Raw genomic sequence first — 14,735 nt, 5'->3', positions numbered from 1 at the left:
AACAACATGACATTTACTTTAGCTAGATCTAATTTACTTGGCATGGCCGCGGGGCTGGCCGCCCTGTGGCTTGCTCTGGCCACCGGCCCAGCCCTTGCCGAAGATGCCAAGCCGGCCCAGCCAAAGCCGGCTGAAAGCAATGCAAAACCGGCCGATGCCAATCCGTGGGCGGTGAACTGCTCCAGCGGTTCGGCGACCACCGAGCTTCAGTGCCAGCTTTCGCAGAACCTGACCGAGGCCAAGACCGGGCAGCGCGTGCTGACCGTGACCGTGCGCCGCGACAACGCCAATGGCAGTCTCGCCATGCTGCTTGCCCTGCCGCACGGCCTGTTCCTGCCGTCCGGCGCCTCCTTCCAGATCGATCAGGGCCAGAAGACGACGATTGCCATCCAGACCAGCGACCAGAACGGCGCCTATGCCGCCACGCCGCTGTCGGCGGATCTCATCAAGGCCATGAAGTCGGGGACCAATCTGAACATCGGCATGGAATCGGTCACCCGCAAGCCGGTCACCATCCCGGTGTCGCTGGCTGGCTTCACCGCCGCCGTCGCCAAGCTGGAATCGATCAAGTAGCTGTTGTCAGCGGCTTGATTGTACGCACCCGGAATGCTCCGTTGCCGCTTCGGACAGTGGAGAAACCCATGACAGGCTTTGTCGACCGCCAGCGCGCTGCGCAACTGATGGACCGCGCCGGCATCGAGGCGCTGGTGCTGTGCGCGCCCGAGGCCTTCCACTATGCGACCGGAGCCTCGATCGGCCCGGCGGGACTGTTCCGGCGCGCCGGCGCCGGCTTTGTCGTCATCCGGCTGGCCGAGACCTGCCGATCGGCGTCGTGGTGGCGGACTTCAATGCGGGACAATTGCAGCGGGTTCTGCCGGACGCTGTTATCCGCAGCCACCCGATCTGGATCGAAGCCGCCACGCTGGACGCCTCGACGTCAGGGCAAGGGTTGCCGCAACGCATCGAGGCCGGCCTTGCCGGCCGGGCGCCGGGTTTTTCTCGGCCCGCCACATTCGAACTCGCCCGTGCCGTCGACGAGCTGAAGCAGATCCTGACCGGGTTTGGGCTCGGGCGCGCAAGGGTCGGCGTCGACCTCGATTTTGTTCCCGCCGCCGATTTCTCGGTCATGCAGGCGCTGCTGCCGGCCTGCACGATGGTCGACGGCTCGGCCGTGCTCGACAGGTTGCGGGCCATCAAGTCGCCGCGCGAGATCGACCTGCTGCAGCAAGGCATCATCCTGTCGGAAGTCGGGCTGGAGCGGCTGCAGGTCGATGCGATGGCCGGCATGCGCCAGGCCGATCTCATTGCCCTCTACCGGCAAGGTGTCGCCACGGCCGCGTCCGGCCTGTCTCATACGGTCCAAACTGCCGAATATGTGACGCTGGGCGCTCGGGCCAAAGATGCCGATGCGAAAGCGATGCCTGGCGATCCGCTGAAGTGCGACATGGTCTGCACGGTCGGCGGCTACGCCTCCGACATGTCGCGCAACTTCACCTTCGGGCCGCCATCCGCCGAGCAGGCCGAACTGCACGCCATCGCCGAGCGGGCCTTTGACGACGGCCTGGCGTCCCTTGATGCGGGAACCACGCTCGCCCACGTGCATCGCGTCGCCACCGACAGCCTGGCGCGGCAAGGGCTGCGCACCTACCGCCGCGGCCATTTGAGTCGGTGTTTTCCGAACAATGGCCGTTCATCGCCGCCGACAGCGATGTCGTGATCGAAGCCGGCATGGTGCTGGCCTTCGAGATCCCGCTCTACATAGACGGCCTCGCTAGCTTCAATCTCGAGGACCAGTTCCTGATCACGCCGGACGGGCCCAAGCCGATGAACCGACTGCCGAGGCGGCTGGAGAGGATTGGATAGCGAGCGCGGGTCACTGCAGGGGCAGCGCTCTACGCCCCCCTCTGTCCTGCCGGACATCTCCCCCTCAAGGGGGGAGATTGGCAGCTTCGCCGTCTCGCCCACCTTACCGTGTAGATGATTTGGCGAAGGCTGTTGAGCGCGTAATCTCCCCCCTTGAGGGGGAGATGTCCGGCAGGACAGAGGGGGGCGCCACGGAACTCGGCGGTGGGCTGCCAAGCACCTAACCACTCACCGCCGGCCTTCTCCCCCTCCACGGCATCTCTTGCTCCAGCTGCGCCGACGCGGCCAGCACCGTTGCCTCGTCGCCGTAGCGGCCGACCAGCTGCACGCCGATCGGGACGCCGTCTTTCGACCAGCCGAGCGGCAGCGAGATCGCCGGCTGGCCGGAGATGTTGAAGGGAAAGGCAAACACCGCGTCCGTCCATTCGGCATTGTAGCGGTCGATATCCGTCTCCGACATGTCGTAATAGCCGAGCGGGCGCGGCAGCTGCGTCAGCGTCGGGGTGATGAAGAGGTCGTAGGCGCCAAGGTCGCCGACGATGTCGCGGCCGACCTGCCTGAGCTGCTCGACGTCGGAGATGTGCCTGGTGCCGCTGGTCGCACGGCCGCGCTCGATGATCGCGAAGGTCACCGCCTCGACATCACCCGGTGTCACCGGCCGCCCCATCACCGTTTCAAGGTAGTCGAAGGTCGCCGCCGTCTGCACGCAGGTCATGTTGGTGTAGGTCTTCCACACAGCATTGGCGTCGAGCGGCATGTCATGCTCCTCGACATGGTGGCCGAGCCGCTCGAGTACCGCCACGGTCTCCAGCACCGCCGCCTTCACCTCCGGATCGGTCGCAGTGCCGTTGGGCGGCGTGACGGAAAAGCCGATGCGCAGCTTCGTTGGCGCCCGCGCCGACAGGCTGAGCCAGGTGCCATCAGGAACCGGCGGCGTGTAGGGCTCGCCCGGCAGCGCGCCGGCGACCGCGTCGAGATAGGCCGCCGTGTCACGCACCGTGCGCGAGCAGCAAAGAAAATAGGCGCCGCCATACCAATAGTCGCCGAACGGCGCGAGGCTGACGCGGCCGCGCGACGGCTTCAGGCCGACGATGCCGCAGCAGGAGGCCGGGATGCGGATCGAGCCGGCGCCATCGCTGGCTTCGGCGATCGGCACCATGCGCGAAGCAATCGCCGCGGCCGCTCCGCCGCTGGAGCCGCCGGGCGTGATGCCTTCCTTCCACGGGTTCTTCGTCGCGCCGTAGAGCTTTGGCTCGGTGGTGATCGACCAGCCATTTTCTGGGGCGTTCGACTTGCCGACCAGCACCAGCCCGGCCGCCTTCATGCGGCGAACCACTTCGGTGTCGAAATCGGCGACGACATCTTTCAGGTAGAATGAGGAGTTGGTGTTCGGCGCCCCGGTCCAGGACGAGGCCAGCTCCTTGAGCAGGAATGGCACGCCGGCGAAGGGCGCTGATGTGTCGACCGTCTGCGCCTGGCCGCGCGCCATGTCGTAGAGGCGATGGATGACCGCATTGAGCGTCGGGTTGAGCCGATCGACCAGCGTGATCGCCGCTTCCACCAGCTCCGCCGGGGTAACGTCGCCGCGCTTCACCAGCGCCGCAAGGTCCAGCGCGTCGGACTCGGCATAGGTTTTCAGCAGACTGTCGGTGACCATGTCTCTCTCCCAATTCTTCAACGTCGTTCGTTGATCTTGCCAACGTTTGGCGCCGCCTCCCGGCACCTTCTGTCGAGAGGGACCAAGGCACTCAAGAAACCAGGCTTTTCGCCCTACGAATACCCCCGCCCCTAACCCCACCCCACAAGGGGGAGGGGGATTCTGTAGGCGCTGAACTCGGCAAATCACAGACCTTTAACGCCGAGGATGAAGAGCGCGGCAGCTTCCCTCCCCCTTGTGGGGAGGGTTAGGGTGGGGGTCCTTCTTCGCAAGAATCCATATGCGACAGCCTCGGAGGGGGAGACGGGAATTTGCGTCAGGCCAGGTCGATGGTCCGCCCCATTGCGATGCTCTGTTCGGCGGCCAGCACGATGCGCAGGCTGTTGACCGCCGCGTCCATCTGCTCGGTGAGGTCGAGATCCTCGCGGATGGCGCGCAGGAAGAAGGCCTGCTCGCGGTCGCACAGTTCCTGGTGGCCGGGTTCGTCCTCCATGCTGACGATCTCGTCGGGTTTGGAGAAATTCTTGTCGCCGTCGACAGCGGCATAATGGATCTTCAGCGCATCGGTCTTGGTGTGGCGGTCGATGTCGGCGGAATTCGAAACCTCTGCCAGCTCGGCAACACTGCTTGCCTGCTGGCCGGCGACGATCGACACCGCGCCCTTGGGGCCGACGACGTCCTTCACGAAATAGGCCGTCTCGCTCATCATCGGGCCCCAGCCCGCCTCGTACCAGCCGACCGAACCGTCATCGAAGGTGACGTGCAGATGGCCGTAATTCTGCTTGTCGGCTTCCGCCCAGAGCTTGGCGCCGATGCCGTGCACGCGCACCGGCTTGGCGCCGGTCAGCTGGCACATGACGTCGACATAGTGGACGCCGCAATCGACGATCGGGATCAGCGAATCGATCAGGTTCTTGTGCCAGTGCCAGGCGCTGCCGCTGCTCTGCTGGTTGAGGTTGAGCCGCATCACCAGCGGCTTGCCGAGCGTCTTGCCGACCTCGATGAACTTGATCCATGACGGATGCACGCGCAGAATATAGCCGAGCACCAGCTTGCGGTTCTTCGCGCGTGCCGCCGCGACGACCTTCTCGGCATCCTCGTTGTTGGTGGCGAGCGGCTTTTCCATGAACACATGGCAGTTGGCGGCGATTGCCTTCAGCGCGTATTCGGCGTGGGTGTTCGGCCAGCTGTTGATCGAGACGGCGTCCGGTTTTGTTTCCTTCAGCGCCTGGTCGAAATCCTCGTAGAGGGGGTAGCCGGCTAATTCTTCCGGAATCTTCGTGTTGCTCCTGATCGACCGGCTCATGATGCCGACGATCTCGAAACCGTCGAGCCGGTGATAGGCGCTGGCATGCGACGCACCCATATTGCCGAGACCCACCACCAGCACTTTCACCTTGTCGGACACCGCTACCTCCCAAATTCTTGATTGAATAATATGCGGCGATCGGTTGCCGCTCGCATGTCTATCCGGGACAACCACCTCGGGTCAGCGCCGCCGCTCATTGCCTGCCCTTTCCTCTCCCCGTCGATCGGGGGAGAGGTGTCGAGCGAAGCTCGACGGAGTGGGGGTCGACCCTCGCGCCCGCTTGAGGTCTCTTGCTCGTCAGATTGTGCCTGTCTTGCGGCGACTGCTCGTTTGACGAACGCCTTCCCCCACTCCGTCGCCGCTTCGCGGCGCCACCTCTCCCCCCTCCGGAGGGAGAGGAAAGGAGCCAAGGCAGGGTAATGGAGGGCGGCGCCGACATGACCCGTTGCGCAGCCCTACTTCACCGCCGAATCGAACAGATGCGCCTTGATCTTCTCGACATCGAGCGCGGCAAAACCTTCCGACAGTTTGACGCCGTCGGCATCGGCCTTGACCTTGGCCTTGTCGAAATCATTGGCCGGGCCGATCAGATCGTTGGTGCAGACATCCTCGGCCTTCACCGGGGCGGTGATCTGGCCGATCTTGTGGATTTCGTCGAAGAAGCCCTGCCAGCTCGCCATGTCGTGCGAGCCCCAGCCGCCGCGCTTGTCCATGTCGCCGCGGAAAACGTTGATCTGCTGCAGGATCGAGGTGGTGCCGAGCTCCGGCCCGAGATTCTTGGCCAGCGTCGGGAACTGCTCGAACACCGCTTCGACCGCCGCGCGTGGATTCTGGTAGCCGAATTCGAGGCCCATCGCCCAGCCGCGCAGGTACTTTTCCAAAAACGCCTTGCGGTCGGGATCCTCGAGATCGGCGGCACGCACGACGAAGGTGTTGGCCGGCAGCTTCGAATTCTGCACGCCGAGCCAGTATTCGAAGTCGAGCCCCTTGGCGATCCATTCGGCGCGCAGCCCTTCCCACGACAGGGCGGCGTCGCCCTGGCCGCCGGCCAGCGCCGTTCCCCAGGTCGGCCAACCGGCCTCGACATATTTCACCTTCTTGATGTCGACGCCCTGCGCGGCCAGCAGCGGGTCGGTGATCGACTGCCAGGCGGCGGAGCCGAGCAGGATGGTCTTGCCTTCCAGCTTCTTCAGGTCGTTCGATCCCTCGCCCTTGCGGAAGGCGATGCTGAACGTGTCGCGCGCGCCCATATGGAACACCGACTTCAGCTTCATGCCGTTCTGGATGGCGAAGGAGAACACGCCGGGCGACGGGAAGCCCATATCGGCCTGGCCGACATCGACGAACTTCACCGTCGCGGTGCCGTCCGATGGTCCCGGCTGCATGTCGGTGTCCAGCCCGTCGAAATAGCCGGCCTTCTTGGCCGCCCAGTAGGGATAGTCGTCGAGCACTTCGAGCGTGCCGCGCGGCGAGATCCAGGTGAATTTTCCGTAGGGTTCGGCCCTGGCCTTCAGGCCGGTGGCGCCAAGCGCCGTCGCCGTCACCAGCCCGGCGCCGGTGACCTGCAGGAAGTAGCGGCGGCTGATCCCCGCCGGGTTGATCGAGTTCTCTTTGGTCATGGCATTCCCCTTTTTTGTTTGATGTCAGTCTCTTGCCGCCCGCCTCCCGGGCGCCGTCATATCCCTGCGTTCAAGCCTCCCAGCTCGCCCATTTCTTGCCGATCAGGAAAAACAGCACGTAGATCAGGATGCCGAGCGTCGACAGGATCAGCACCACCGCGAAGAACTGCGGCATCTGGATCATCGACGAATAGGTGGTCAGCCGGTTGCCGAGGCCGAAACCGCCGCCGACCATTTCCGCGCCGACCGCGGTCAGCAGGCCGAAGATGGCGCCGATCATCAGCCCGACCAGGATCATCGGCAGCGCCATCGGCGCGCGGATCTTCCAGAAGATCTGCAGGGTGCTGGCGCCATAGGAACGCGCCAGCGCGATCTTGGCGCTGTCGACGCGGCGAAAGCCTGTCGCCGCATTGATCATCACCATCGGCCCAGCGGCCAGCGCCACCGCGATGATGCGCGGCGTGTAGCCGAAGCCGAAGCGCAGGATCAGAAGCGGCACCAGCGCCAGCATCGGCGTGGTGACCAGAAGCAGGATGTAAGGCGCGACGATCTTCTCTGCGAACGGGAATTGGGTGATGACGGCGGCCAGCACCAGGCCGATGATGGCGCCGATGGTGAAGCCGGACACCAGCTCGACCAGCGTGTAGCCGAGATGCGGCGCGATCAGCGGAAACTCGTCGAACAGCGCATAAGCGATCGAGCTCGGCGGCGGCATGATATAGAGCGGCACGTGGAACAGCCGCAGCGCCAGTTCGATGCCGCCGATGATGATCACCGCCACGGCAAGAATGGCCGCCACCTCCTTGCCCGACTTGATGCCGGGGCCGCTGGCGAAGGCCGACAGGTTGGTCAGGCTGACCTCGTGGCCATCGCCCGCCTTGGCGCCCGACTTGGACTTCGAGAATTCCGGAATGGCATCGCCCCCGCTCACGGCCTGATCCTCACGATTTCGGCGCTCGGGCGCTCCGGCGCTTTTGGCCGCGTGCGTTCGCCGACAATGTCCATCTTGATCCGGTTGGTGAGGTCGAAGACCTCCTTCGTCGCCATGATCTCCAGCGAACGCGGCCGTGGGAACGGCACGCGGTATTCCTTGGCGACCCGTCCTGGCCGTGCGCTCAGCACCACCACCCGGTCCGAGAGAAAAATCGCTTCCTCAATCGAGTGGGTGATGAAGACGATGGTTGTCTTGGTGTCGAGCCAGATCTCCTCGACCAGCCGGTTCATCTCCTCGCGGGTGAAACTGTCGAGCGCGCCGAACGGCTCGTCCATCAAAAGCACCGAGGGCTTTAGCGCCAGCGCCCGCACGATCGCCGCGCGCTGCTGCATGCCGCCCGACAGCTCGCGCGGAAACTTGCCGCCGAAGCCATCAAGCCCGACCCGGTTGAGCAGATGCGCGATCCACGCCCGGTCCGGCTTCTCGCCCTTGATCTCGAAGGGGAAGCGGATGTTGGCGTCGAGGTTGCGCCACGGCAGGAGGTTCGCCTCCTGGAAGACGATGCCGATATCGGGATGCGGACCGGTGATGGCCTTGCCGTCGAGCCGGATCTCGCCACTGGTCAGGCTGTGCAGGCCCGACATCGACCACAAAAGCGTGGTCTTGCCGCAGCCGGAAGGGCCGACGATCGAGACGATTTCATTGACGCTGACATCGAGGCTGCAGCGGTCCAGCGCCAGCAGGTCGCCGGAGGCCGTGTGATAGATCTTGGTCGCTGCCTGCACGCCAAGCTTCGGCTTTTTTGCATCGCCCGTGTTCATCTGCCCCCCGGGAAGATTGCGCGATGATCCATTGGCTCATCCCCAGCGAAAATCAGTCTGTAACTATCCTACTTTCCTGTCAAGCGCCGACGATAGCGGCCGTATCACGAAAATCGATTAGTATACCTATCATGTTGTTTTAATGTCTGTTTTACGGCCTTGAAATGCATGTTGCTTTCCTACATACTTCGGAACTGACACGGACCGGAGAGGAACGGAGGAAGGTGAGCTTTCCCCAACGACACGCTGCGGTTGCGATCCGGTCGGGCACGTGGAGCCAGGGCGTGCAAACATGCTAAGACGACAGCCTCGCAACCCAGGGAAAGACCAGGACCCCATGACCGACGCTGGCAGCCAGGACGAGCCTGTTCCAGGCCCCGATACCGAGGGACGCGATCCTGTCCGGCGCATCCCCGACATCATCTCGCTGGTCAAGGATTCCTACAGCGAATTGCGCCCGGCCGAACGGCGTGTCGCCGATGTCGTTCTCGACGACGTCAAATATGCCGTCGACGCCTCCAACGCCGCCCTTGCCCAGCGCGCCGGGGTCAGCGAACCGACGGTGACCCGGTTCTGCCGCGCCATCGGCTGCGAGGGCGTGCGCGATTTCAAGCTGAAGCTGGCGCAGAGCCTCGTCGTCGGCGCGCTCTACCTGGCCAAGTCGCCTTCCGTCAGCAATGACAATGGCATGCCGTTCTGGAACGCCGTGTTCGGCGAGGCGCGCCGGGCGCTGCAGGAGGCCGAGCGGCAGCTCGACCCGGCCCAGCTGCAGAAAGCCGCCGAGCTGATCGCCAAGGCGCGCCAGGTCACGGTCTTCGGCCTCGGCGGCAGCTCCTCGGCGCTGGCGCAGGAAACCCAATACCGGCTGTTCCGCTACGGCATCACGGTCAGCGCCCAGTGCGATCCCTATCTGATGCGCATGACCGCCTCGACGCTCAAGCCCGGCGATCTGGTGATCGCCATTTCGGCGACGGGACGCACCCGCGAGGTGATCGAGGCCGTCGAGCTTGCCAAGCATTACCGCGCCAATGCGATCGCCGTGACCGCGCCCGACACCGAGCTCGCCCGCACCTGCGACGTCAGGCTGACGGTGGCGGTGCCGGAATATCCCGACACGCTGAAGCCGACGGCATCGCGCTTCGCCTTTCTGGCGGCGATCGACCTGCTGGCGGTGGCCTCCGCCTACAAGCTCGACGGCTCGGCCCGCGAGACGGTGCGCCGCATCAAATACAACGCCCAGATCCACCGCACCGGCAAGGAGATGGAGCCGCTCGGAGACTAGGGCTGCGCTTTTCCTTCTCCCCTTGTGGGAGAAGGTGGATCGGCGCGTAGCGCCGAGACGGTTGAGGGGTGGGTGACGGAGTGCCGTCGGCGCCAAGCTGGAGCACCCCTCATCCGACCTCACTTCGTGAGGCCACCTTCTCCCACAGGGGGAGAAGGGAAGCCGGACATGAAACGAAAGAGGGAAAGAGATGCTCGAAATAGCACCGACGAAACAGGCGGCCGCATGGCTCGAATCCCTGGCGCAGGCGCTCGCAGCCGGCGACGCTGCGGCGGCGAGCAACCTGTTCGTCGACGATTGCTACTGGCGCGATCTCCTGACCTTCACCTGGAACATCACGACCATGGAAGGCCGCGCGGCGATCGCCGACATGCTGGCGACGACGCTGGCGACGGCCAAGCCGAGCGCGTGGCGGCTGACCGGCGAGGCGACCTCGGACGACGGCACCATCGAGGCCTGGTTCAGCTTCGAAACCGTGGTGGCCAGGGGGGAGGGCATCATGCGGCTGCGCGACGGCCGCTGCCGGACATTGTTCACGGCGATGGCCGACCTCAAGGGCTTCGAGGAGCGCAAGGGCGCGGCGCGGCCGCTCGGCGTGCGCCACAAGGCCGATCCCCAGCGCGAGACCTGGTCGGAGGCGCGGGCGCGCGAGACGCGCGAACTCGGCACTGATGAACAGCCCTATTGCCTGGTCATCGGCGGCGGCCAGGGCGGCATCATGCTGGGGGCGCGACTGCGCCAGCTCGGCGTGCCGGCCATCGTCATCGAGAAGAATGCCAGGCCGGGTGACTCCTGGCGCAACCGCTACCGCACGCTCGTGCTGCACGATCCGGTCTGGTACGACCATCTGCCCTACATTCCCTTCCCCGAAAACTGGCCGGTGTTCACGCCCAAGGACAAGATGGGCGACTGGCTGGAAATGTATACGCGCGTCATGGAGCTCAACTACTGGGTCGCCACCAAATGCCTCAGCGCCAGCTATGACGAGGCCGAAAAAGTCTGGACCGTGGTCGTCGACCGCGTCGGCCGGCAGATCACGCTGAAGCCCAAGCACATCGTCTTCGCCACCGGCGCCTACGGCCCGCCACGGCGGATCGATCTGCCGGGTGCCGGCCGGTTCAAGGGCGAGTTGCTGCACTCCAGCCAGTATGCCAGCGGCGACAAATTCCGCGGCAGGAAAGTCGCCGTCATTGGCGCTGCAAGCTCCGGCCACGATGTCTGCGTCGACCTCTGGGAGAGCGGCGCCGAGGTCACCATGATCCAGCGTTCGCCGACGACAGTGGTCAAGTCGGACACGCTGATGGAAGTCGGCTTCGAGATCTTCTCGGAAGACGCACTGGCGCGCGGCATCACCACCGAGAAGGCCGACATGATCGTCGCCTCGACGCCGTTCGCGCTGGTGCCCAAGGGCCAGCAGGCGCTTTACGAGGTGATCAAGGCGCGCGACGCGGCCTTCTACGACCGCTTGCGCGCCGCCGGCTTCGCCATCGATTTCGGCGACGACGAGACCGGCCTTCTGATGAAGGCCTACCGCACCGGCTCCGGCTACTACATCGATGTCGGCGCCTCCGACCTGATCATCGACGGCAAGATCGGCATCCGCAGCGGCGTCGCCATCAAGTCGCTGACCCCGAGCGGCATCCTGTTCGAGGACGGCAGTGAACTCGTCGCCGACGCCATCATCGCCTGCACCGGCTATCAGTCGATGAACGAGAATGTCGCCGCGATCGTTTCGCGCGAAGTCGCCGACAAGGTCGGCCCGTGCTGGGGCCTTGGCTCCGGCGTCAAGGGCGACCCCGGCCCCTGGCAAGGCGAGCTGCGCAACATGTGGAAGCCGACCGCCCAGGAAGCGCTCTGGTTCCACGGCGGCAATCTGGCGCTGTCGCGCTTCTATTCGAAATATGTGGCGCTGCAGATCAAGGCGCGGATGGAAGGCATTGAGACGCCGGTTTACGGGGCGGTGAGCAACGCCGGGTAAAGTCGACCCCCACTCCGTCGAGCTTCGCTCGCCGGAGTGGGGGAAGCCATTCGCCAAGCGCACAGTCCCAAGACAGGCACAAGCTGCCGAGATCAGCTAGTCGTGCCGATGCCCAAAGTGCCTCGCCGCAACCTCGACATGGGTATGCGCGGCATGCGCCACAAACCGCTCAGTCTCGCTGACATCGTTGACCGCTTCGTTCGGCCACCAGGTGCCGCCGATAACGATGCCTTCGCACACCAGTCTCTGATCGGCGACCAATGACGCGCCGACCGCGTCGACGAAGGTGAAGCGGCCCGGGCGCTGACGGAGCACGGCGACGTCGCCGACCGTGCCGATGGCCAGTGTGCCCAGGTCAGGCCGCGCGATCGCCTGCGCCGGCGCTTGCGTGGCGGCGCGCAGGACCTCGACCAGCGGCATGCCGAGCGCCAGGAGCTTCGACATGCAGACGAGGATGTCGAAGGCGGGACCGTCGACGCAGTAGAGATGCACGTCGCTCGAGATCACGTCGGGCGCCAGCCCTTCTTCGAGCATGGCGCGGGCGACGGCGAAATCGAACGAGCCCATGCCGTGGCCGATGTCGAAGATGACGCCGCGCTCGCGCGCCAGCCGCATGTCGGGCCGCACCGCGCCGGAAGCGAACACCGGCGCATTCGGGAAAGGCCGGAAGCAATGGGTGAGAATGTCGCCCTTGCGCAGGCGCGGCAGCACTTCCGAGCGGCCGGGCGGCGGTTCGTCGATATGCGCCATCAGCGGCAGGCCGGCCTGGTCGGCGGCCTCCAGCGCCAGATCCACCGGCGCGATGCCGCTGGTGCCGCCGGCATGCTTGCCCGAGCGAACCTTTACGCCGACCACGACATCGCGGTGCTCGCGCACCGCAGCCACAACCTCGCGCGGTTCGCAGAGCCTGAGATCGCTGCACTCGCCCACCGACACCGTCTGCGAGAAGCCGAAAATGCCGGCAAAGGAAATGTTGACATAGGCCAGGATGCGAACCTTCGAGCGCTCCATGACATGGCGGCGGAAGCCGAGGAAATTGCCGGCGCCCGCACTGCCGGCATCGATGAAGGTGGTGGTGCCGCTCTTGGCGGCCAGCCGGTCGGCATCGACGCCAAGCGACGTGCCGCCCCAATAGACGTGGCTGTGCAGGTCGACCAGGCCCGGCGTGACGATGCAGCCGGCGGCATCGACGATCTGCGCGGCGCTGTCCGCCGGGATATCGGCGTCGACCGCGGCAACGCGGCCATTGGCGATGGCGACATCGCGCAGCGCGTCGAGGCCAGCGGCCGGATCGATCAGCCGTCCGCCCTTCAGCAGGAGGTCGAATTGCATGGGGTAACCTCCGCTCGTTGCTTTGCTTACAGAGGCAGATAGGCGACCGCCTCGACCTCGATCTTGATATCGATCATCAGCCGCGATTCGACCGTGGTGCGGGCCGGCGGGTTCTTCGGAAAGTGCCTGGCATAGACCGCGTTGAAGGCGCCGAAATCGCGCGCGTCTTCCAGCCACACGGTGGTCTTCACCACATCGTCCATGGTGCAGCCGGCCAGCGCCAGCGCGGCCTTGACGTTGGCGAGCACCTGCTCGGTCTGTTCCGATATGCCGCCCTTGACCACGATGCCGTCGCTGCCGACGGGAACCTGGCCCGAGACATAGACGAGATCGCCTGCCCGCACGGCGGGCGACAGCGGCACATGCGACGTTCCAAAACACTGTTTCGGCAAGGGACAAGCCTCCTCTGATGACAGGACGGGGTGCCATTGCGGCGCCCGCTTCGATCGACATTTACGCCGATCCGGCCGATCCTCATAGGGGCCTTGTTGGAAAGCAACATTCTTGGAAATCTGCGTTGCTTTATTACAAGAGCCCTTGCATCGTACGCGCTGACGGGCGGCTTGGAAGCCGCACCGCACAGACGCATTTGCCAGAGCGGAGACAGCAGCAATGACCTACGACAAGAACCCGTTTCCATCAGGCGATGCCGATCGCCACGCGCTCTGGGAAATGCTGGTGCGGCGCGACATCGACGCTTTCATCGGCCAGGACTGGGCCATGGTCGAGGATGATTTCGTCGCCGAGAGCTTCTTCGGCATGCATGCGCATTTCCTGCACAACGCCGACGCCTGGCGGCTGCAGTTTCCAAGGCTCGACGTCTATCGCGACGAATGGCTGCGCCAGGCCAAAGAGACGGCGGCGACCAAATTCGCCGAGCCGCTGCGCGAGGCGCTGTTTCGCGTCACCAACATGCGAGACATCGACGTCGACGGCGACCGCGCCGTGCTGCACAAGAAGTTCGACGGCTCGGTCGCCAAGGCGGACGGCAGCGTCGACCGGCTGAAATGGCAGACGCTGTATTTCTGCAGCAAGGTCGGCGGAAGCTGGAAGATATCAGGCTTCGTCGGCTATATGCCGCATCCGCTCGGCAGCTAGAGCCAGCTGATCAGTAGAGCGTGACGAAGGCCGGAAACAGCATGCCGGTCGCCCGGAAATGCTCGACCAGTTCGATGGCCGGGAAGATGGCGAGGAAATAGAGCCCGTCGAAAAACGTGCGCTTCAAAGCCCGCGTCGAGAACTGCAGTTCGTCATCGTCGCGGTAGAGCAGCGGGTTTGGCCAGAACCGGGGCGTGCTCTTGGTGTAGGCAAGATAGGCTGGGCCGAACTTGCCGAGCAGAAATTCGGCTTCCTTGCGCGCCGTGACGCGAAAGATGAAAAAGCTGGCAAGGCCCAGCGCCACGGCCGCCATCAGCGAGCCGTAGAGCAATCCAATGCCGACCGCGCCGACCGTCGAGAAGAAATAGAGCGGGTTCTGCGTGGTCGAGAACGGTCCCGTCGAGACCAGTTCCTCGTTCTTCTTGCCGCCGACATAGAGAATGCTCCACAGCCGCCCGACGACACAGACGAGCACCAGGCAAAAGCCGAAGAATTCGATCGTTTCGTGCCCGTCGGAGCCCTCGCTCAGCCCCGGCTTGGTGAGAAACAGCAGCAACACCGCCAGCGCCGCCGCAACTCGCACGAAGATCAGGCGCTTGCGCTGGTCGAAGGCCTGGGAAACCGGCTTGAGGGTAGCGTAGGTCATTTGGTGTTTCCTGGGGCACTGACGAGTGCCCGTGAGCAATGGGCATGACATTGATGGCGGATGAAAGGCGCACGCCCTCTATCGGCGCAGCGCCGGGCATTCGTAAAGGACCTTTGCGCGGCCCACGACCATTCTTACGAATTTGTATGCCGCCGGACAGGCCGGCGTGAACTCGTTTACTTACGCTGCGGGGATC

At 64.7% G+C, this 14,735-nt stretch carries 14 protein-coding genes; 6 read left to right on the top strand and 8 right to left on the bottom strand.

The features are described from left to right. The first annotated feature begins 42 nt into the window (after positions 1 to 42). From EN955_RS04890 to EN955_RS35275, 3 genes are all read left to right on the top strand, one after another. Positions 43 to 573 (top strand): invasion associated locus B family protein, encoded by a 531-nt coding sequence (locus tag EN955_RS04890; RefSeq protein ID WP_245265346.1) that lies wholly within the window; start codon positions 43 to 45, stop codon positions 571 to 573. 262 nt (positions 574 to 835) lie between these two features. Then, positions 836 to 1,717, top strand: a complete 882-nt coding sequence (locus EN955_RS04885; protein WP_245265347.1) for a M24 family metallopeptidase — start codon at positions 836 to 838, stop codon at positions 1,715 to 1,717. Beyond that, positions 1,714 to 1,863, top strand: a complete 150-nt coding sequence (locus EN955_RS35275) for a hypothetical protein (protein ID WP_245265348.1) — start codon at positions 1,714 to 1,716, stop codon at positions 1,861 to 1,863. Before EN955_RS04885 ends, EN955_RS35275 begins: the two co-directional genes overlap by 4 nt. A gap of 220 nt (positions 1,864 to 2,083) precedes the next feature. Here EN955_RS35275 and EN955_RS04875 read toward each other — a convergent pair whose 3' ends face one another. The 5 genes from EN955_RS04875 to EN955_RS04850 all read right to left on the bottom strand — a co-directional run bounded on the left by EN955_RS04875 (position 2,084) and on the right by EN955_RS04850 (position 8,203). Beyond that, positions 2,084 to 3,520 carry an amidase gene (locus EN955_RS04875; RefSeq protein ID WP_024504066.1) on the bottom strand — a complete coding sequence of 479 codons (1,437 nt, stop codon included), beginning with the start codon at positions 3,518 to 3,520 and terminating at the stop codon, positions 2,084 to 2,086. A 316-nt stretch (positions 3,521 to 3,836) separates the two neighbouring features. Next, positions 3,837 to 4,928 (bottom strand): Gfo/Idh/MocA family oxidoreductase, encoded by a 1,092-nt coding sequence (locus EN955_RS04870; RefSeq protein ID WP_024504067.1) that lies wholly within the window; start codon positions 4,926 to 4,928, stop codon positions 3,837 to 3,839. 356 nt (positions 4,929 to 5,284) lie between these two features. Beyond that, positions 5,285 to 6,448, bottom strand: a complete 1,164-nt coding sequence (locus EN955_RS04860; RefSeq protein WP_013528758.1) for an ABC transporter substrate-binding protein — start codon at positions 6,446 to 6,448, stop codon at positions 5,285 to 5,287. A gap of 70 nt (positions 6,449 to 6,518) precedes the next feature. Beyond that, entirely contained in the window at positions 6,519 to 7,379 is an 861-nt protein-coding gene (locus tag EN955_RS04855; RefSeq protein WP_013528757.1) for an ABC transporter permease, read from the bottom strand. After that, the gene (locus EN955_RS04850; RefSeq protein ID WP_024504068.1) at positions 7,376 to 8,203 is read right to left on the bottom strand and encodes an ABC transporter ATP-binding protein; all 828 of its coding nucleotides are present in this window, start codon (positions 8,201 to 8,203) and stop codon (positions 7,376 to 7,378) included. Before EN955_RS04850 ends, EN955_RS04855 begins: the two co-directional genes overlap by 4 nt. Before the next feature lie 337 nt (positions 8,204 to 8,540). On the opposite strand from EN955_RS04850, the gene EN955_RS04845 reads away from it, so the two are divergent. Both EN955_RS04845 and EN955_RS04840 read left to right on the top strand, forming a co-directional pair. Further along, the gene (locus EN955_RS04845) at positions 8,541 to 9,485 is read left to right on the top strand and encodes a MurR/RpiR family transcriptional regulator (protein ID WP_024504069.1); all 945 of its coding nucleotides are present in this window, start codon (positions 8,541 to 8,543) and stop codon (positions 9,483 to 9,485) included. 190 nt (positions 9,486 to 9,675) lie between these two features. After that, positions 9,676 to 11,463: an NAD(P)/FAD-dependent oxidoreductase gene (locus tag EN955_RS04840; RefSeq protein WP_024504070.1), complete on the top strand. Its 1,788-nt coding sequence runs from the start codon at positions 9,676 to 9,678 to the stop codon at positions 11,461 to 11,463. 96 nt (positions 11,464 to 11,559) lie between these two features. Here EN955_RS04840 and EN955_RS04835 read toward each other — a convergent pair whose 3' ends face one another. After that, a complete protein-coding gene (locus tag EN955_RS04835) occupies positions 11,560 to 12,795 on the bottom strand; it encodes an amidohydrolase/deacetylase family metallohydrolase (protein ID WP_024504071.1) in 1,236 nt (411 codons plus the stop codon). 26 nt (positions 12,796 to 12,821) lie between these two features. After that, on the bottom strand, positions 12,822 to 13,187 hold the full coding sequence (locus EN955_RS04830; protein WP_024504072.1) for a RidA family protein: 366 nt from the start codon (positions 13,185 to 13,187) through the stop codon (positions 12,822 to 12,824). Positions 13,188 to 13,407: 220 nt separating this feature from the next. On the opposite strand from EN955_RS04830, the gene EN955_RS04825 reads away from it, so the two are divergent. Further along, entirely contained in the window at positions 13,408 to 13,893 is a 486-nt protein-coding gene (locus EN955_RS04825; protein ID WP_024504073.1) for a hypothetical protein, read from the top strand. A gap of 10 nt (positions 13,894 to 13,903) precedes the next feature. Here the strand turns inward: EN955_RS04825 and EN955_RS04820 are convergent, their stop codons facing one another. Continuing rightward, complete coding sequence (locus EN955_RS04820) at positions 13,904 to 14,539, bottom strand: isoprenylcysteine carboxylmethyltransferase family protein (RefSeq protein WP_024504074.1); 636 nt, start codon at positions 14,537 to 14,539, stop codon at positions 13,904 to 13,906. Positions 14,540 to 14,735: the final 196 nt, after the last annotated feature.

It is taken from the genome of Mesorhizobium sp. M7A.F.Ca.CA.001.04.2.1, assembly GCF_003998485.1.
Classification (GTDB): domain Bacteria; phylum Pseudomonadota; class Alphaproteobacteria; order Rhizobiales; family Rhizobiaceae; genus Mesorhizobium; species Mesorhizobium ciceri.
The sequence above is the reverse complement of the archived record's forward strand: the minus strand, read 5'-3'. Positions and strand labels throughout refer to the sequence as shown.